This window comes from Pseudomonas sp. TWI923 (assembly GCF_039673365.1).
Classification (GTDB): domain Bacteria; phylum Pseudomonadota; class Gammaproteobacteria; order Pseudomonadales; family Pseudomonadaceae; genus Aquipseudomonas; species Aquipseudomonas sichuanensis.
In genome coordinates this window covers 43,912-61,384 of record NZ_JBDJLM010000005.1, presented here as the reverse complement: position 1 = coordinate 61,384, position 17,473 = coordinate 43,912, and the positions used below count along the sequence as shown (strand labels likewise).

The window sequence follows — 17,473 nt, the reverse complement described above, 5'->3', positions numbered from 1 at the left end:
TGGGATGGGGTATTACGGGTGACCGGCATTGGGGCCGGCAGGGAGCCTGTCTTGAAAAAGCTTTTTCTGATTGCCGCGTCATTGGCCATTGCCACCTCTGCGTCCGCTGAAATCCTGAGCCCAGAGCCTTCAAAGGCTTGTGCACTGCTCGCGGATTCAGGCTTGAAAGGGCGGAAGTGGGTTGAAGACTACGGCGATGGATCGTCAGGTTGCGCCAGTGACTATAAGGACATCGGCAGCAGTTCAGCGGGCCTGGCAAATAACCTCGCCTATTACGTCACCGGAGCTGGCCCTTACGCGATGGAAGTCAAACTGGTTCTGAACTACAACCAGCCATCCCATGCATCCTCGGCAACAGCGGCGCTTCTCGCGGCCTCGAAAAAACTCTCCCAGCGCGCTCTTGGGGTCGGTCTTCCAGATTCCGTGGCGTCACTCATCAAACGCGGGGAATACGGATCTGAGAAGGTAGGCAAGGGCGTAGTTGAGGTGGTCCGTGAAGATTGGCCGACCGGCAAAGGCTACGAAGTTAAGGTGATGATGCGCTGAGGCTCGGATACTCTATTTCGTCGCCAGGATATCTTCGGATCTCGGCCTGACTGGCCGCTTCAAACTCACGCGCTAGTTTTGGCGAGATGTAAAAAGCTGGCGCGTCAGGCCGTTCAAGTCGGCGCGCCCGCTCTTCAGGTTCCTGCGCAATCCACGATAAGGCCAGGTCCTGCCAGAGTTCCTGCACTTGGTCGTAGCCATGGCGCTCGATCTCGGCTGCCATGGCAGTCTTGATCCCTTCCGGCATGTTGAAGTGCACCTTCTCGATGCCAAGCTTCGCGGCTTTCTTCTTCTGCCGATCTCGGTAGTCCGCTGAGTGCTTCGCCGCCCCGGTCTTCTGCTCGGCCATGGCCGATACCTCCCAAGCCGCTGGGCGGCAGATTGATGTGTTGCTGACGCCGGCCGTGCCGGACGCGTGCGGTGATGCGGCTCATGGCCGGCACACCTCCACCAGGTCTGTTTGCTTGCCCCGGTACGGGTTGGCCACCAGCCTTTTGCCCTGCTGCATGTAGACGGCCCATGGCTGCCTGCTGCAAGCGGCCATCATCGCGGCGTACTTGATGACGGTCAGAGGGTCCATCGATTCGCGGCAGTGCATGGCTATGCCCCCGCAAGGTGGTGAAGAGGGGCGAACGGTATGTCGTCGTCGAAGTCTGGCGGCGCTGACTGCTGGCTCTGCTGGGGCGCCGGGCGCTGCTGTCGGGGCTGCCGATCAGGCATCTGCCCTGCCTGCTGGCCCGGTGGCTTGCTGCCGAGCAGCTGCATCGTGCCGCGCATGTCGACGTGCACCTCAGTGGTGTAGCGCTTGATGCCGTCCTTCTCCCACTCGCGGGTCTGCAGCTTGCCTTCGATGTAGATCTGCGAGCCCTTGCGGGCGTACTCGCCGGCGATCTCCGCGATCTTCCCGAACAGCACAACGCGGTGCCACTCGGTCCGTTCCACCTTTTCGCCCGAGCGCTTGTCGGTCCATTGCTCGCTGGTGGCCAGGCTGATGTTGGTCACGGCGTTGCCGTTGGGCAGGTAGCGCACCTCCGGGTCCTGGCCGAGCGTGCCGACCAGAATGACCTTGTTTACCCCGCGACTCATGCCGAGGCCGCCCCGGCCAGCACGATCAGCAGCAGCGCAAACAGCGTGACCCAGCGCGTCGCGATTTCACCGATGTGCTTAACCTTCACCATCGCCACGACAGGCAGCACCTTTGCGTCGATAGCGCGCTCCAGGCTTTGGGCATAACGCACTGCCTGCGGGTAGTCGGTGTTGCGGCCGTAGACGCGGTTGTCACTGGACGACACGACGACCCAGCCGGTACCGCGCTGCGTGACGTAGAAGCGGGACTTGCTGCGGAATGCCTCGGTGGCGGTGATCACTTCTTGGCGAAGCGATTCCAGCCCGTCCTGGCTCTGCTTGATGGCTACTTGCATGGTGATGGTCCTCGTTGGGAATCAGGCGTGGTATTCGAAGGCCTCAGCCTTGCGAACAATGCGAACTTGGGCGGTGCGCCGCTCGGGTGCTCGGCGATCGCGGCGAAGCGGGTCGCTGTCGTCGATCACCGCATGCATGGCGATCAGGCCGGCGAGGGCGATGCACAGCGGGCTGATGATCTGCTGTCGCATGGCTTTGGTGACCGCCTCGATGCGCCGGCCGGCCTCCAGCTTGAAGAGCGCCGCCTCGATGCGGTTGGCCACGGTGCCCGGCGTGACTTCCATCTGCCGGGCTATTTCTTTGGTGGTCAAGCCTTGGGCCACCCAAAGCAGCGCTTCCAGCTCGCGGGGAGCCAGCGCCTTGCCGAGCTGGCCAATCCATGAGCCGCAGGTGATCGTGTCCATGATTTATCTCGGTATGGCGCCGTCCAGGGCTTTGCGCAGCTCAAGGACAAGCGCGGTAGGGATGGTGAGGGATCGGCTGTCTTCGTCGATGGAGTCCAGCGCCGCAATCAAATTGCGCGAGGCGGTGTGCACGGCTTCAAGTCGAGGCTTCGGGATCGCCGGACCCTTCATCGTGCCCGCCGTCACCTTCTTCTTGCCGATGGCCTGGGCCTTCTCAAGCTCAGCGCCCAGCACCTTGCCTGCGCCGTCGCCGTGCTCGCGGACAACCTGAGCGGCTGTCGTGGCTGACACGTGGCCAGCTGCAACCAAGTTCTGCACATCGGTGTTCGCGTTGCCAACCGTGAGCACCTGCTCGACGTGCTGTCGGGTCCTGCCAACCTTCTTTGCGATTTGCTCGGGGAACCACCCGAAAGCCCGCAACCTCTTGTAGCCCTCGGCCAGCTCAAGAGGGGACAGCTTTTCGTTCTCCTGGCTTGAGATGATCCGAGCCACGCGGTCGGCATCGCTGCCTTCGAATGCCACAACGGGCACCCAGGCCTCGAGGATGTTCGGGTTTTCCTTGTTGGGTGTGCGTGGCAGGCGACCTGCCTTGTCGAGCTTGAGCATGGCCCGACGACGACGGTGGCCGTCAACGACCCACACACCACCCTCAGCTCGTGGGCGAACTTCAAGGGCCGGGATCTGGCCGCCATTGGCGATGAATTCGGCCAAGGCGTCGATGCTCGCTTCGAGAGCCTCACCCTCGGTGCGCAGGTTGAAGCCGGGTTCCTCATGGAGGTCTTCGAGCTTCACCTTCATGGCGTCTGCGCGGCGCACATCGCCATCCTTGATCATTTGCTTGAATGACTTCATCGCAATTCACTTCCGTTGGGGCTGCATTGGAGAGCCGATCCCGCCTGTCTCCCTGAACACGCTTGTGTAGGGTCGGGAAGGCTCTCCGATGCAGCCTGGTGCTGGGGAGTACCAGGTGATCGGGCCGCTGTTCGGCTGCCAAGGTTTACGTGTGGGTAAGGGAGAGTTTGCTCAGAATGCAGACTGAGCCATCGCTTGTTGGAGTCGTGCCGGTGTAGTCGATCTGGTTGTACACGCCGCCATGGAAGTTCAGCAGCGACGAGCGCCAGGAGCTATCCAGGTCCAGTCGGCCGGACGACTCTGCGTCACCATTGCACTCGGCGGTCACGGTCAAAGCGCCGGAGGCCAGTACCCGAATGGTGACCTTGAACCTTGAACCGAGCGGCACACCTTTGAGGAGCGTGGTGTTCACCGGGCTCACCTGATTGAACGTCTTGCGGAAGCCGAGAGTGATGCTCCCTTTGCTCCAGAAGACTTTTACCGGCGGGCTGTCGTCATCCTTCACATGAAGCTGCGCGATAACGACCTTCTGCGCGGAGTTGACCTTCGTCAGCGTCATCTCCTGCAGGCTGATGTGCTCGTCAGCGCTTGCGAGCGACCAGTACACCGGCTCTTTCCACTCGCACCGCGTGCGGTGAGTGCTTTTGCTTGAGGCGCCCTTGGTCGGTGCCGTGAGCTGGACCGAACCATCGGACAGAACAGTCACGACGTTCGGAAGCTGTGCGATCGCTTGCGCGCCACTGAGCTCAAGGGCTACAGGGTTTGTGGAGGAAGTAGCTACGGGGGTCGTGATTGTCAGGTTGTTGATGTTTACGGTCATGGGCACTTCTCCTGCTGGTGGGAGGGGTGAAGGTGGCAGTCCAGGCCGGACTGCGGCTCAGTGGCCGTCTAACCGTGCAGCTTCTTCGGTTGCGAGATAGGTAGCTCGCAATCAGGTGATTTCCCGTCTGGCCCTGTCGCCAAGGCCAGCCAGTGAAATCGGTTTCTCGGGGGATCTGTGATCCCGACAGCTGACCGCGAAGTAGTCCATGGCATGGCATCCCACCCGTCAGCACTCTTTGATCAAGGGCCATCTACGCTGCTGGCCACGGGGTGAGGCGCCCCTGTACCGAACTTGAAGGCGTTCGGCTCGCTGCCTTGTTGCTGGCCGGTGTCGATCCGGCGATGAGGTAAAGTTAACCGGCGGTAATTTTCACGTCAATACCGGCGGTTAATTATTTTTTCGAGCGAGCGCGCTAAGATCGCCGTAATCTGTACGGATATACAGTATTGGAGGTAGGGAATGGGAGCGGCACAAGGATTCGCGATGTCGGCGCCTCGCGAGGAGCTGACTGGTCTGGAGAAACTGGGGTTGAGGGTTTCAGCGATGATCAACTCGCCGCTTGCCCAGTATGGGAGGAAGGTTCTGATCCATCAGTTGGACACGGACAGAGATCAGGACTGGGACGCGATCATGGAGCTGCTATCAGAGACAGACGGCCTGGACATGACGTTCTGTGACGACGGATCAGTGATCCTGCAGTGGGATGCACCGACGGATGAAGATCGGGTGATCGAGAGGGAAGTGGACCTTAACGTAGTCCGGCATGAAGAGGAAGAGGCGCCTTTCTGAGTGGCGTGATCTAATTAATGATTATGGTATTTTTTTCCTAAGTCGCTATAGATAAGTTCAAGTGAGTCTTCTGACTCTGCGTAGGGCCAGAGCTCTTTAAGCGAAGAAGGGTGCTCGACAGCTAAGAGATATGCAAGTATCGATACAGGCTGGGACCAGAAGGCGTTGGAGTCTAGACGAGCCTTCACCTTTTCTTGAATAAAACTGCGCTCATTTAGAAGGTGGCGAATCTTATCCGGTGTGTCTTGGTGGATAACGCCGGATAGCTGATCAAGAACAAGCATGTTAAACTTTTGATCTTTAAACTTAGAAATTCCCACCTTGGAGTCGTAGATGTCCGTGAGCTCCTCAAGTAGCTCGCCTCGGACTTTCGATTCAGACTCTAAAATGTTCATGGTTTCACAAAAAAGATGGTCCGCCGTTTCGATTAATGCAGCACTGCTTGATACAAATCTTACCGCGCGGCTAGGCACTTTCCAAGAGCTTTTATAAATACTATCGTGAACCACCTCAGCATAGGCGTGCTGCATCAGTGTTCTGATCTGCAACTCGCAACATGTATCGGCGGTGATCGTAGTGCCCGCAATTGTTAAGTCACTTTTAGGGCGTATCTCGAAGTGATGGGACTGATAGCCAAATTTATCCGGTGCTTCCTCGTACTCCTTGGATGTGTCCCTGGATATTTGTATAACCCAAGCGGGCAGCATCATCGCTTGGCATAATTTTTCTACATCAGGCGATAAGAGACAGACAGCTCGGACCCCGACCAAGTCGGTCATGTCTTTCAGAGGATTGGCATACGATTTTCGCGATAGTTTGCCTATTGCTGAGTCGATCTCTTTCACTCTGGATGAAAGTATCTGCAGGTTTATGCCGTTATCTTTAGATATCTTCTTGACGTTCTTTTCTACGAAACTCCCCCATAACTTGAGGCTGGGCTGAGCAGCCAAAAGATAATCTTTGAACTGCTCGATGTTCATTACTCTTGACTCTCCACCACGCCTTTGATGCGGACGTCTGTGTATCCGCCTTCCTGTCGCAACGTCTGCACGTGGTCCTGGAAATTTAAATCGGCAGGTACTTGTATTTTTACACCCGTGCTGAAATCTACTCTACGGGGTCTTCGAAGTTTGGCTTTGATGTATGCAAGGTCCTTCACCATGGCTGTATCTGGAAGCCCCTTTGCAGTCATGGTGGCGATGTAGTTTTGTCTTGAATCGGCCGGCAAGTGCTCCTCGGCGAAAGCTGGAACGGACATAGTTCCTTTGTTGCTTCTAAGCTCGGAGCGCAACGCCTCAAGTAGTTCGCTTTTTGCCGGCTGGTCAAGAGCCAAGCCTGAAATATAGGTCTTTGTTTCTTCGTAGAATTTTCTGGTCTGGAACTTTGAGGATTTGAGGATGTTCATGCCAAGGAAAGCGTTGTAGAAATACGCTGCGGCTGCTTTTGTTTCGGTTGTCGTGAGCAGGTGGTCAAACAGGAAGAACCTGTAGTTTTCGGGCTGATGAGTGCCTGCTACGGGCGCGGCATAGGAAATCTCAACACTGACCCCTATCTTGTAAAGGCGCTGGGTTTGGGAGAGCAGCATCTTTTTTATGAGGGTTAAGCTAACGGACCCGTTTACTTCAACGATATTAAAGCCTTTGTCTGTCTCTGCTTTAATCGCCGCAAGGAAGGGGTGTTGGTTATTGCCAACACGGCCGGACAGGACAATTAGAACACCACCCGGCCACTTAGGATTGGTCTGCGCATCCGCCAGATCCTCAGCGATTACTCTCGAAAGTTCGATGAAGCGCGCTTCGTCGGCCCTAAGAGCTTCTGCAGATTTCTGCATGAAAGATGACGCATCGGTTTTTTCTGCGTTGATCTCAATCCCGTGCGAGTTGCTCCCCAGTGCATCGGTTATGCGCACCTGGAGCAAGTCTTTAGAGTCAACATCGAGAGTGATTACTTCCTCGGACAGCTGGGGCGGTACTAGCACGCCTTCCTTGGTTCGGGGGAAGATTGTATGCGCAATCATTCTCTCTATTGATAGCGCCTCAAAAATGAATTTATCCATGGCGTCCTAACTGTCGGCTAAGTTCTATATTTTCTTTGCATTCCAAACCAGCAGTACTTTCGCGTGAATTGTTACGTCTTCAATGCGAGCTGACTGCTTTTCGTAATTTTTGTTGTCAGATATCAGCCAAACGTGATCCCCATCTCTTCGCTGGAGGCGCTTTATGAGAAGATCTCCGTGCCAAGTGAGCACATAAACGCCTTCCCCCTGATAGTCATTAACACCTCGATCAACGATCACCGGATCTTTATCGTTGATCGTCCCCTCCATGCTCTGCCCCCACCCCGTGATCATCGACAGCGCCTGAGCAGAGGTGTAGGTCACACCTTTCTCGCGCAGCACCTCTTCTCGGATGACCACATTCCTGATGACTTCGCTGTACTCAGCCGGCACTTGGCCATGGCCCATGGCTGCTCGGATGTCGTACTGGGGAATGGAAATATCGCCATGGCCTGGCGTGACCATGATCGCAGCCTGGCTGGTGGCCACTAAAGGAGTCGAGGCTTCGGATAGGCTGTCAGCGACCGCTTTCGCAATCTTATCCTGAGCTGTGGCATCCAATGACTTGCCGCCATGCTTGCGCAGCATCTCCAAGACCTTTTCAGCCGCGGTGCTCCGGGAGCCTTCAGCGCTCTTCACCTGGGCGCCCTGCATTTGTGCGAGCTCAGCAGCCAGCCGAGGACTGAATCGATCCACAGGTTCTTGAAGCAGCCTGGACAGTACTACGGCGAATTTCGCATTCAGGGGGTTGGTGCCATTCAGGTACATGGCTACGCCGGCCGGGGAGATGTCAGCAGCCTCGGCCACCTTTGCCTGCGTCAGGCCAAGCGCATTCTTCTTCTGAGTGAACAGCCTTTTGGCTGCCTCGCACTCGGCCTTCAGTTCGGGGGAGAGATCTTTCTTTTTCGTCATGCGCGGAATTTAACCGGAGGTTAATTTAACTGCCTCAACCGCCGGTATTGAAGAATTACTAACCGGCGGTTAACATCGTGCGCATTCACCACTGAGGCAATGCCATGAACCGAACACTGCTGCCTGAGCTTGTTGAGCGAATCGGCCAGACCGCTGTCGCCAAGGGGCTTGATGTGAGCGCTCCAGCCATCGCCAAGGCGATGAAGGCTGGTCGGGTGATTTTTGTCATCGAGAACGAGGACGGGACGTTGACGGGGGAGGAGGTGCGTCCGTTTCCGAGTCGCCCTGTACTGCACCGCCCAGCTCCTGACGAGGCGAACTATGCGTGATCTGGCGCTGCGCCAGTAGATGGTTGAAACACCTGCGAATCCATCCAGTAGTCGAATCGCAGACGAAAAAAAACCGCCTGGCAGGGCGGCTTCTCTACATCAAAAATCGAGGTCGATTATGCACTCTGCAATGGATGCAAGCAACACCGCACCCTTGGCCGTTTCGCACCAGAAAGCCTACCACCAGTCCGCCGCACTCCATGCCGCGCGAATGATTCGCCTCCAATACGCAGCCTCCTCGAAGTCCGCACTCCGTCGCGAGTGTGTCGAGCACCTGCGGGCATCGCTGTGCGGAGGTGAGGCGTGAGCACCGTCACCCACATCCAATCGAAAAGCGGATTCACCCGAATGGACAACGACCTGTACGAGGCCCTGATCGGGGCTGAGCTGTCAGGCCGCGAGCTTCGTGTCGCCCTGGCAATCCACCGCCAAACCGCTGGCTATAACCTGGAGAGCGCCTGCATTGCGGCGTCCTACATCGCCCAGATGTCAGGCATTCGTCGCGAAGACGTGTCCCGCGCTATCTCCGAACTGATCCGCCAGGGCGTGATTTACCGCGATGGCGGCAGCCGCAGCCCGATCGGTTTTTCACCTGTCAGCGAGTGGAAGATCGACAAGAAAAACACCCATCCGAACAAGCCAAAAGAAGTGCCACAGTGTGGCGTTTCCGACACGTCCAATGTGGCGTTTCTACCACACAATAAAGACAGAAATACAAATACCAATGCTAACGCATTGGTTGTCGACGCATCCGCATCGACCGCCGGCGAGGAAGGTCGTCACGGCAACGGCAAGGCCGCTACTCCACCTGACCAGGCTAAGGCAGTCAGGGCTGAGAAGATCCCGTATTCCCGGATCGTCGAAATCTACAACCAAACCTGCGGACATGCGCTCCCGCAGTGCCTGAAACTCAACGACAAGCGCAAAACCAACATCCGTGGCTGCTGGAACCTGAAGATCAACGGCGTCCAGCCATTCCGTGCGAGCGAGTTCTGGGTGGCGTACTTCCGTGATTGCCTGGCCGTGAAGCACTACGTGGGCGATAACGACCGCAGCTGGAAGGCGGATATCGAGTTCCTGACTCGCGAATCCACCGTGCTCAAGGTGCTGGAGGCGCAGCAATGATCGCCACTCGCCCGCTCGTTGCCGAGGAAGCCGAGTTCGGCGTCATCGGATCACTGATGATTCGCCCGGAACTCACCGAGTCAATCGGTGCAAAAGTATCCCCTCAGCACTTCTACCATCAGGATCTCGCCGAGCTGTACAGCATGATCCTCGCCGCCCGCTCTGCTGGTCGCCCCGCTGACCCCGTCTCGCTGGCTGACATCCGTGCCGAGCTGTGCAGTGGCGAACTCACCCTCATCCGCGCAGCAGAAATTATGCGCAACACGCCCAGCGCGGCCAACGCCCATGAGTACGCCAGGATCGTGGTGGAGCGCTCCAAGGCGCGGACCATCAACGAGCTCGGCCAATCCATCATCGACCTTGCGTCCCACGCCCGCCCTGTTGCAGAGATCATCGCCGAGGTTCAGGAAGCGGCGCTGTCACTGAACAGCGAAGACGACGAGCCAGACGTGATCACCCTTGCCGAAGCGCTTGGCCCTGTCATCGACGAGATGGACGACCGATTCAATGGGCGCGGTATCAACGGCCTGTCCACCGGACTGGTCGATCTGGATGGGCTTGTTCAGGGCCTGCGCGGTTCGCACGTCATCATCGTCGCCGGCCGCCCAGGCACTGGCAAAACCACCTTAGGCCTTGGCATTGCCGAGCATCTGACTATTCGCGAGGGCAAGTCCGCCCTGGTGTTCTCGCTGGAGATGGCCGGTAAGGAACTGGCCAAGCGCAGCCTTTCTTCGGCCTCGTCGGTTACCACTGGCAGCATCGACACCGGCAAGGCCATGGGCGATGGCGAGCAGATCCAGAAGATCACCGCCGCCGTCAGCCGCATGCGTAACGCCGACCTGCGAATCTGCCAGAAGGGCGGCCTCCCACTGAGCCGCATTCGCAACATCGCCCGGTTCCAGCACAAGGCCAAGCCGCTCGACCTGATCGTCATCGACTACATCGGCCTGATCGCGGCAGAGCCAGGCAGCCGCCAACAGAACCGAAATCTCGAACTGGGTGCTATCAGTCGCGGACTCAAGGCCATGGCCAAGGAGCTGGACGTGCCGGTAATCGTCCTGGCCCAGCTGAATCGAGGCATCGAGACGCGCTCTGCCAAGAAGCCCCAGATGTCCGACCTTCGCGACTCCGGCGAGATTGAGCAAGACGCCGACATCATCCTGATCGCGCATCGCGATGCCGACTCAGACCTTGGTCAGAGCGGCGTTACCGAGATCGATGCGGTCAAGCATCGGCATGCACCTGTCGGGCACTGCCTACTGCAGCACCAGGGCGAGTTCGCCCGGTTTTCCAACTACGCAGGATCCCGCGAGCAGCAACAGGCTGCCGCCCGGCCTCCGCGCCAGTCGTCGCGCTCCCTGCTAAACACCTTCAGCCCAACGGAGCGATTCTGATGCTGCCACCAGATCCCGCCGAGTACCGCTATGCCCTGTACTGCCGTGGCGACCTGCTTGGCCTGGCCATTTCGCAGCAACCACCCATTGCGCTCTACCGCGACGAGGCCTCGGCAATCGCCCACGGCCAGCTCATGTGGCCGAGCGCTTACAGCGTCATTGACCTTCATGGAGAAGACAGCCCATGCGGCAGACCAAACTGACCAAGGCCGCCCGCGGCCGGGAGTGCCAAGTGCGTATCCCAGGCGTCTGCAACGGCAACCCCGAAACCACGGTGCTCGCACACTATCGCCTGGCCGGCACCTGCGGCGTTGGCAAGAAGCCGCACGACCTGCAGGGCGCCTGGTGCTGTAGCGCCTGCCATGACGCCTGCGACGGTCGTAGTCGGGTCATCGACCGCGACACCGCACGCCAATACCACGCCGAGGGCGTGATGCGCACCCAGGCCGCCCTGCTCAACGAAGGGGTGCTGGTTGCATGACTTCGGTTATCGCATTCTCCGACGCCGAGCTGCGCCGCCGTGGTGACGACCTTTCCGCCGTGCTGCTCCGCGATCCGCGCTATCCCGGCCTGCGCTTCCGGTTCACCGAGGCCCGCCCGCGCGGCACCTGGTACCTGGTGGTGCGTAAGCGCTGGCACCGGATCGGCGCTTACCCCGACCAGTCCGCCAAGGTGGTGCTGGCCGCGCTGCCGGAGATCCGCCAGCGCCTGGCCGCCGATAGCGTGGCCACTGTGTCGGGCTGGGAGCAGGTGGGCGAGCTGCTGGCCTGGTTCGCCGATCGCCTGGAGCGCACCCGCAGCCTGTCGACCAAGCGCAAGGCCACGTCCAAGTCGGCTATCACCCGCCACCTGATCCCGCGCCTTGGTGGCATGGCTCTGGCCGATGTGAGCCGCAGCACCCTGGACCGCGATCTGGTGTGGCCGCTGCAGGAGCAGCTGTCGCTTGAGTACGTGCGCCTGGTGTTCGGCCTGCTGGCCGATGCGTTCAAGAAGGCCCAGGCCCTGGGGATGATCGCCACCAACCCTATGGCGGGGATGCGCTTCGGTGACTTCACCAAAGCGCGCATCAAGCCCAAGGCCGCCCGCCTGCGCGCTGAGCAGATCGAGCACCTGCTGACCTTGCTGGCCGAGGCCAACGCCCAGGCGCCCGCCGATGCCATGCTCGCCCTGCTGATGCTGTGCCATGGCAACCGTGTCGGCGAGACCCGCATGGCGCAGTGGCCGCACATCAGCCTGGCTGCCCGCCGCTGGTACCTGCCTGCAGAAAACACCAAGACCCGGGTGGAGCACTCGCTGCCGCTGACCGACCAGGTGTGCGCATTGCTGAGCGGGTACCGCGAGTTCCAGCAGGCCCAGGGCTACACCGGCCGCTTCCTGTTCCCGGGCAGGTCCGGCCGCTGCCTGAGCGAGAAGCAGGCCGCCGAGGTGTTCACCCGCCTGGGGCAGGGCGAGTGGACCAGTCACGACCTGCGCAAGCTGGCACGGGGCTGCTGGGCAGACCAGGGCATCGACTTCCTGATAGGCGAGCTGCTGATCAACCACGCCATGGGCCACAACGTGCAGGTGTACATCCAGACCACCGCCGAGGAGCGCAAGCGCGATGCCCTGGAGCAGTGGCATGCGTTTCTCGACACCAAGGGTTTCGAGCGCATCCACGGGAAGAAGGAGGGTAGAAACGCAGATTCGGGTAATGGCCCACAAGCCACACAGCACAAGGGCTGCGACGGGATTCAGGAAACAACCATAGGCGAGGATTCGAAATGACAGGGAAGAGCCACGGGCCGTCCTTCAAGAAGCACATGATCAAGCTTGGCGAGTGCCCTGCCTGCAATGGTCGCGGGGTGGTGCAGGGAGTCTTTTACGAACTGGATTGCGGTGCCTGCAGCGCTTCCGGCTGGATTGACCCATGGCTCGGCCAGCCCCTTCCACTGGAAGAGTTGGCGGCACAGCTGGGCATGAACCTGCGGGCCGCGCTGAAGAGGATCGAGCAATTGAAGACCCCTCGGGCCACTGGGCCGGAGGCGCAGTATCAGGAAGGCAACCGGCTGGGCGCCGGGAGCAGCAACTACACCGGGGATTGAGGGGAAAGGACATGGTTTACAGCAGCGTATCGGGTGCAGTAGTTGCCGCTCTGGCGGCGGGCGAGAAGGGATCGGCGAAGGCCCAGGCCTGGCAGAAGCTTTACAAGTCGGCAGAGGAGGAGGGTGGTTGCCTGGCGTCACTGGGTGGCCGCTCTGGCGGTATCGACCGCACCCAGGTCGATTACTGGCTGTCGGCCCGCCTGCACCGCATGCTCAAGGGGCGGCACTGGGATGCCTTGGTCGCCAAATACAGCACCAACAAGGCGAAGAAGGTTCAGGCCATTACGCTGGTCCGGCCACTGATCGCGAGCCCGGCGCCGACACTCTTCATCTACAAGGCTGTAACTGCCTGGGCTATTCCGAAGCTCAAGGGTGTGCGCCGCAAGGCCCCGCAATCTGTTTCGGTGAACATCCCGCTGGATGCGTCGCCGTGGCGGCGCGAGGCCACCGTGAATGCTGCGGTCGCCGCCGGCCATGCCGCAAAGAAGCGCATCGAGGCGCTCGAACAGGATGTGATCATCCTGCCGGACAGCTTCTACGACATGAACACCTGGGATCTCGATGCCACGCCCGAGCCGACGCGCCGACGTTGGAGACAGGGTATCAACGAGAAGCTCGACGGCATGATCGACGACGCCCTGGCGGAGGTACGGGTGATTTTGGAGGCAGAAGGGCTGCTGATGAGTGAGGCCGCATGATTGCCTGTTGACATCAGTGAGCGACTGAGCGAGATTATCCCCATCCTGTCATTCCTGCGCGTGTTGAGGAGTGACCACCGAAAGCCCGGCCAATGTGTCGGGCTTTTTGTTTTTCTCACCGCTATTTCCGAGATGGCATTTGGCTGGTACGCCAAGTGCCTGTTGGCTATGATCCGCCCGATAGCCAACCATAAGGAGCGTCGAAGTGGCTGCAGAATCGAAGCACGTTACAAAATTCAGAGCCAAGCACCTCAAGCAAGGTGAGCAGGTAGTTGCTTGGGGTGAGGGATACATCGGCGAGATGATGGGTAGTGGCAAGAAGGCTCAGCAAAACGGCGCATTGATTGTCACTGGTGGCCGTGTCGCTTTTTATCGAAAGGGCTTCTTTGGTGAAGTAATTGAGACCATCCCTCTCAAGGCGATCACTTCAATTGAGCGCAAGTCCTTCATGGGGCACCGCTCCATTAGGCTTCACACTTCTCATGACGCCTTAGAGTTCAAGTCTTTTAAGAAGGAGCAGGACCAGGCCTTGGTCGACGCGATCGAGGATGGCCGACACGGCGGAGCGCAGCCCGTTGCAGCAGTGGCTGCAGCGCCTGAGGGTGACGCCATGGCTGCACTGGCCAAGCTTGGTGAGCTCAAGGCTGCCGGTGTTCTCACTGAAGAAGAGTTTTCCACGAAGAAGAGCGAGCTTTTGGCGCGTCTCTAAAGCCCCAGGCGTGAACGCCCCTAAAAATCCTTGAAGCCCCGGCATTTGCTGGGGCTTTTTATTTGCGCTCCCTGCAATGGGAGGAATCGAGATGCCCTCTATGCAGGAAAAGGACCCAACGCTATGGGCTGCGGCACTGGCCTGGCTGGTGGCGCACCAGCCCCAGCTTTACACCGGCGGTATCGCTGCTGCCGTGGCAATGTGCCGCGTGATCTATGGTGGTGGCCGAGGTCGCAAAGTGGTGCTTGAGGGCGCCATCTGCGGCCTGATCGCAATTAGCTTGCTGCCCGTTCTGGAGTATTTTGCGCTGCCGCCCAACCTGTCGGTCTTCGCTGGCTGCATGGTTGGTTTCATGGGCGTCGAGAAGTTGCGTGAGTATTCGGACCGCTTCATGAGCAAGAAGGCGGAGGGCTAACGCATGGCCCTCGTAGATCAAGCCAAGGCTCCGAGTCCTTATGGCTATCGCTGGCAGCAGGCCCGCAAAGGCTGGCTTCGCAAGCACCCGCTCTGCATTCGCTGCAAGCAGGCAGGTATCAACAAGCCAGCCAACGTCGTCGACCACATCCAGCCACACCGCGGCGACATGACTCTGTTCTGGGATCGGACCAACTGGCAGTCGCTGTGCACCAATTGCCACAGCTCCTACAAGCAGCGCCTGGAGAAGTCAGGGCGTGAAGCAGGGTGCGACGTCAGCGGCAGGCCGCTGGACCCACGGCACCACTGGAATCGGCCCTCCTGAGGGCCTTGTGGGCGCTGCAGGGCCTCATCCCAGAGGGTAGGGGGGGGGAAATGTTTTTCGCGATACCTTTCCTGACCAATCGCCCTTCTCTGTGCGCATACCCGCGAAATGAAAAGATTTTTTTTGAGAGCAAAAAATGGCCGGGAGAAGACCCACTCCGACAGAGCTGAAGCTTGTCAGAGGGAACCCCGGCAAGCGCGCTATTAACAAGAAAGAACCCCAACCAGCCAGGCGCATCCCCAGCGCCCCGGCACATTTGACTTGTGAAGGGCAGGTGGCCTGGGGGCGCCTGACGGTGCTGCTTGACCGTATGGGGGTGCTCACCGAGGCAGATGGTTTTGCCTTGGAGCGACTCTGCGACTGCTACGCCGAAATCCTCGCTCTGCGTGAAACGGTCGATGCTCAGGGGCGCACCTACGAGACGACCAGCACACAAGGTGAGCTTGTCCTCAAGGCAAACCCTGCCGTTGCAATGCTCGCCGACGTTGACCGTCGCTTCAAAAGCTACTTGGTCGAGTTCGGCCTAACTCCAGCCGCCCGATCCAAGGTCCAGGTCAAAACGAATGACGACGAAGAAGACCCGCTCGCGGAGCACTTCGGTTGACGATCCTGCGACCCAATACGCGAGAGAAGTGCACTCAGGCAAGCGAATTGCCGGCCCCGACATCCGAAACGCATGCGCTCGCCATCTACGAGACCTAGAGGAGGGCCCAAAGCGTGGTCTGTTCTGGGATCTTGAGGAGGCCAACAAGGCCATACGTTTCTACCGCGCCGTGCTGAAACTCAACGGTGGGGAGTTCGAAGGGCAGCCCTTCGAGCTACTGCCCTGGCAGAAATTCATCGTCGGCAGCATTTTCGGCTGGAAGGGTAGTGACGGTTACCGCCGTTTTCGCGTGGTCTACGTCGAGAGCGGCAAGGGGTCAGGTAAGTCGCCACTGGCCGCTGGTGTCGGCCTGAAAGGCCTGGTCGGTGATGGCGAGGCTCGCGCCGAAATCTACGCTGCTGCAACCAAAAAGGATCAGGCCATGATCCTGTTCCGCGACGCTGTCGCGATGGTGCAGCAGTCGCCGGAGCTGACCAAGCGCCTTGCCTGCAGCGGTACCGGCCAGAACATCTGGAACCTGGCGTACCTGAAAGCGGGCTCGTTCTTCCGTCCAATCAGTTCGGATGACGGTCAGTCCGGCCCACGGCCTCACATGGCCCTGATTGACGAGGTTCATGAGCACAAGACCAACCTGGTCGTGGAGATGATGCGCGCCGGCACCAAGAGCCGGAAACAGGCGCTGATCTTCATGATCACTAACAGTGGCTCCAACAAGCGCGGCCCCTGCTGGGAATACCACGAGTACGGCTCTCGGGTGGCTTCGGGTGCGCTCACCGATGACGGCTTCTTCGCCTACATCTGCTCGCTGGATGAAGGTGATGACCCCATCCAGGACGAGAGCTGCTGGTTCAAATCCAACCCCTCATTGCAGGACGCTGACCTGCCGGGCATCAAGTACCTGCGTGAGCAGGTGACCGAGGCCAGGGGCATGCCGAGCAAAGAGGCGATGGTGCGCCGGCTGAACTTCTGCGAGTGGACCGGTGCCGAGTCGCCATGGATTTCGTGGGATGTCTGGAGCCAAGCCGAAGAGCGCGTACCCATGTCGCTGCTCAAGAATAGGTCCTGCGTCGGCGGCTTGGACCTGTCCAGCACAACCGACCTCACGGCCTTCGTCCTGCTGTTCTATCCGACCTACGAGGATCCGCACTGGCGGCTGTTGCCGTACTTCTGGATTCCCGATCATGAGCTGGACAAGCGCGAGGCGCGCGACAAGGTGCCCTACGCAGCCTGGATCAAGTCGCGTGAACTTGAAACAACGCCGGGGCGTGCCATCAGCAAGCTGCATGTGCTGCGGAGGATGCAGACCATTTGCCACTTCTTCCAGGTGGACAAGATTGCCTTCGACCGCTGGCGGATCGAAGACATGCGTCAGTTGATGAGCGAGTACGACATCACGCTGCCGGAACTGGTCGAGTTCGGGCAGGGCTTCAAGGATATGGGGCCGGCAGTGGACGAGTTTGAGCGGCGCCTGCTCGGCATGGTCCAGTCCGCTGATGAAGGCAGCGGTGCATCCGCCGAGCTCTTTGACGATGCGCGCTCAGTGGAGGCGGTGGAATCGCTGCGTCATGACGGCAACCCCGTGATGACCTGGTGCGCCGGTAACGCCGTGATCGTTTCCGACCCGGCGAATAACCGCAAGGCCGACAAGGCAAAGGCAACAGGCCGGATCGACGGCATCATCGCCGGGCTCATGGCTACCGGCATCAGCGGCGCTGTTTCAGCCGGCAATAGCGGCACATCCATTTACGACGAAGGAGTCGGGGTTTGAACAAGATCGCAGTCGCTGCGTGGGTTGCCGGCTTGGCTGGCTTCGGCTTGCTGGTCACCGGCATTGCCCTGATCCATACCCCCAGTGCTTTCATCACGGCGGGCTTCGGCTTGATCGGCTGGGCCTGGCTTGCTGACAAAGCGGCAGCCCGCATCCCGCCCAAACGTAATCCCGAAGGGGGGTGAGCATGTTTTTCAGCAATTTGCTCGGCGCCAATGAGGG

26 protein-coding genes are annotated in these 17,473 nt (G+C 59.4%); 16 read left to right on the top strand and 10 right to left on the bottom strand.

Features of this window, described 5'->3' with window-relative positions; all coding sequences use genetic code 11:
- The first annotated feature begins 51 nt into the window (after positions 1 to 51).
- Positions 52 to 546 carry a hypothetical protein gene (locus tag ABE459_RS03945; protein WP_346647965.1) on the top strand — a complete coding sequence of 165 codons (495 nt, stop codon included), beginning with the start codon at positions 52 to 54 and terminating at the stop codon, positions 544 to 546.
- Here ABE459_RS03945 and ABE459_RS03940 read toward each other — a convergent pair.
- The 7 genes from ABE459_RS03940 to ABE459_RS03910 form a co-directional block, all read right to left on the bottom strand.
- Complete coding sequence (locus tag ABE459_RS03940; protein WP_346647964.1) at positions 527 to 895, bottom strand: hypothetical protein; 369 nt, start codon at positions 893 to 895, stop codon at positions 527 to 529. The genes ABE459_RS03945 and ABE459_RS03940 overlap by 20 nt on opposite strands.
- A gap of 81 nt (positions 896 to 976) precedes the next feature.
- Positions 977 to 1,144, bottom strand: a complete 168-nt coding sequence (locus ABE459_RS03935) for a hypothetical protein (protein ID WP_346647963.1) — start codon at positions 1,142 to 1,144, stop codon at positions 977 to 979.
- Between the two features lie 2 nt (positions 1,145 to 1,146).
- The gene (locus tag ABE459_RS03930; protein WP_346647962.1) at positions 1,147 to 1,632 is read right to left on the bottom strand and encodes a single-stranded DNA-binding protein; all 486 of its coding nucleotides are present in this window, start codon (positions 1,630 to 1,632) and stop codon (positions 1,147 to 1,149) included.
- Positions 1,629 to 1,967: a hypothetical protein gene (locus ABE459_RS03925; protein ID WP_346647961.1), complete on the bottom strand. Its 339-nt coding sequence runs from the start codon at positions 1,965 to 1,967 to the stop codon at positions 1,629 to 1,631. Before ABE459_RS03925 ends, ABE459_RS03930 begins: the two co-directional genes overlap by 4 nt.
- A 21-nt stretch (positions 1,968 to 1,988) precedes the next feature.
- Positions 1,989 to 2,372, bottom strand: a complete 384-nt coding sequence (locus ABE459_RS03920; protein ID WP_346647960.1) for a helix-turn-helix transcriptional regulator — start codon at positions 2,370 to 2,372, stop codon at positions 1,989 to 1,991.
- A 3-nt stretch (positions 2,373 to 2,375) separates the two neighbouring features.
- Positions 2,376 to 3,224 carry a ParB N-terminal domain-containing protein gene (locus ABE459_RS03915; protein ID WP_346647959.1) on the bottom strand — a complete coding sequence of 283 codons (849 nt, stop codon included), beginning with the start codon at positions 3,222 to 3,224 and terminating at the stop codon, positions 2,376 to 2,378.
- A 145-nt stretch (positions 3,225 to 3,369) separates the two neighbouring features.
- The gene (locus ABE459_RS03910; RefSeq protein ID WP_346647958.1) at positions 3,370 to 4,044 is read right to left on the bottom strand and encodes a polysaccharide lyase family 7 protein; all 675 of its coding nucleotides are present in this window, start codon (positions 4,042 to 4,044) and stop codon (positions 3,370 to 3,372) included.
- Between the two features lie 486 nt (positions 4,045 to 4,530).
- On the opposite strand from ABE459_RS03910, the gene ABE459_RS03905 reads away from it, so the two are divergent.
- A complete protein-coding gene (locus tag ABE459_RS03905) occupies positions 4,531 to 4,836 on the top strand; it encodes a DUF1654 domain-containing protein (protein WP_346647957.1) in 306 nt (101 codons plus the stop codon).
- 14 nt (positions 4,837 to 4,850) lie between these two features.
- Here the strand turns inward: ABE459_RS03905 and ABE459_RS03900 are convergent, their stop codons facing one another.
- From ABE459_RS03900 to ABE459_RS03890, 3 genes are read right to left on the bottom strand one after another with little or no spacing between them, the layout of a single operon-like run.
- On the bottom strand, positions 4,851 to 5,816 hold the full coding sequence (locus ABE459_RS03900; protein ID WP_346647956.1) for a RelA/SpoT domain-containing protein: 966 nt from the start codon (positions 5,814 to 5,816) through the stop codon (positions 4,851 to 4,853).
- Positions 5,816 to 6,892: a nucleoid-associated protein gene (locus ABE459_RS03895; protein ID WP_346647955.1), complete on the bottom strand. Its 1,077-nt coding sequence runs from the start codon at positions 6,890 to 6,892 to the stop codon at positions 5,816 to 5,818. Before ABE459_RS03895 ends, ABE459_RS03900 begins: the two co-directional genes overlap by 1 nt.
- 24 nt (positions 6,893 to 6,916) lie before the next feature.
- Positions 6,917 to 7,804, bottom strand: coding sequence for a LexA family transcriptional regulator (locus ABE459_RS03890; RefSeq protein ID WP_346647954.1), 888 nt, complete (start codon positions 7,802 to 7,804; stop codon positions 6,917 to 6,919).
- Between the two features lie 104 nt (positions 7,805 to 7,908).
- Between ABE459_RS03890 and ABE459_RS03885 the strand changes: the two genes are divergently transcribed.
- From ABE459_RS03885 to ABE459_RS03820, 14 genes are all read left to right on the top strand, one after another.
- Positions 7,909 to 8,133 (top strand): Cro/CI family transcriptional regulator, encoded by a 225-nt coding sequence (locus tag ABE459_RS03885; RefSeq protein WP_346647953.1) that lies wholly within the window; start codon positions 7,909 to 7,911, stop codon positions 8,131 to 8,133.
- Positions 8,134 to 8,436: 303 nt separating this feature from the next.
- Positions 8,437 to 9,258, top strand: a complete 822-nt coding sequence (locus ABE459_RS03880; protein ID WP_346647952.1) for a replication protein — start codon at positions 8,437 to 8,439, stop codon at positions 9,256 to 9,258.
- Positions 9,255 to 10,652, top strand: a complete 1,398-nt coding sequence (locus ABE459_RS03875; protein WP_346647951.1) for a DnaB-like helicase C-terminal domain-containing protein — start codon at positions 9,255 to 9,257, stop codon at positions 10,650 to 10,652. The genes ABE459_RS03880 and ABE459_RS03875 overlap by 4 nt, the downstream gene beginning before the upstream one ends.
- The gene (locus ABE459_RS03870) at positions 10,652 to 10,855 is read left to right on the top strand and encodes a hypothetical protein (protein ID WP_346647950.1); all 204 of its coding nucleotides are present in this window, start codon (positions 10,652 to 10,654) and stop codon (positions 10,853 to 10,855) included. The genes ABE459_RS03875 and ABE459_RS03870 overlap by 1 nt, the downstream gene beginning before the upstream one ends.
- Positions 10,837 to 11,133 (top strand): DUF1364 domain-containing protein, encoded by a 297-nt coding sequence (locus ABE459_RS03865; protein WP_346647949.1) that lies wholly within the window; start codon positions 10,837 to 10,839, stop codon positions 11,131 to 11,133. The genes ABE459_RS03870 and ABE459_RS03865 overlap by 19 nt, the downstream gene beginning before the upstream one ends.
- Complete coding sequence (locus ABE459_RS03860; RefSeq protein WP_346647948.1) at positions 11,130 to 12,416, top strand: site-specific integrase; 1,287 nt, start codon at positions 11,130 to 11,132, stop codon at positions 12,414 to 12,416. The genes ABE459_RS03865 and ABE459_RS03860 overlap by 4 nt, the downstream gene beginning before the upstream one ends.
- Positions 12,413 to 12,733, top strand: coding sequence for a hypothetical protein (locus tag ABE459_RS03855; protein ID WP_346647947.1), 321 nt, complete (start codon positions 12,413 to 12,415; stop codon positions 12,731 to 12,733). The genes ABE459_RS03860 and ABE459_RS03855 overlap by 4 nt, the downstream gene beginning before the upstream one ends.
- Positions 12,734 to 12,744: 11 nt before the next feature.
- The gene (locus ABE459_RS03850) at positions 12,745 to 13,431 is read left to right on the top strand and encodes a hypothetical protein (RefSeq protein WP_346647946.1); all 687 of its coding nucleotides are present in this window, start codon (positions 12,745 to 12,747) and stop codon (positions 13,429 to 13,431) included.
- Positions 13,432 to 13,636: 205 nt separating this feature from the next.
- Positions 13,637 to 14,140, top strand: a complete 504-nt coding sequence (locus tag ABE459_RS03845; protein ID WP_346647945.1) for an SHOCT domain-containing protein — start codon at positions 13,637 to 13,639, stop codon at positions 14,138 to 14,140.
- Between the two features lie 91 nt (positions 14,141 to 14,231).
- Positions 14,232 to 14,555, top strand: coding sequence for a phage holin, lambda family (locus ABE459_RS03840; protein WP_346647944.1), 324 nt, complete (start codon positions 14,232 to 14,234; stop codon positions 14,553 to 14,555).
- Between the two features lie 3 nt (positions 14,556 to 14,558).
- A complete protein-coding gene (locus tag ABE459_RS03835) occupies positions 14,559 to 14,879 on the top strand; it encodes an HNH endonuclease signature motif containing protein (RefSeq protein ID WP_346647943.1) in 321 nt (106 codons plus the stop codon).
- A gap of 295 nt (positions 14,880 to 15,174) precedes the next feature.
- Entirely contained in the window at positions 15,175 to 15,483 is a 309-nt protein-coding gene (locus tag ABE459_RS03830) for a phage terminase small subunit P27 family (protein WP_279846451.1), read from the top strand.
- Positions 15,443 to 17,251, top strand: coding sequence for a terminase TerL endonuclease subunit (locus ABE459_RS03825; protein ID WP_346647942.1), 1,809 nt, complete (start codon positions 15,443 to 15,445; stop codon positions 17,249 to 17,251). The genes ABE459_RS03830 and ABE459_RS03825 overlap by 41 nt, the downstream gene beginning before the upstream one ends.
- The gene (locus ABE459_RS03820; protein WP_346647941.1) at positions 17,248 to 17,436 is read left to right on the top strand and encodes a hypothetical protein; all 189 of its coding nucleotides are present in this window, start codon (positions 17,248 to 17,250) and stop codon (positions 17,434 to 17,436) included. The genes ABE459_RS03825 and ABE459_RS03820 overlap by 4 nt, the downstream gene beginning before the upstream one ends.
- Positions 17,437 to 17,473: the final 37 nt, after the last annotated feature.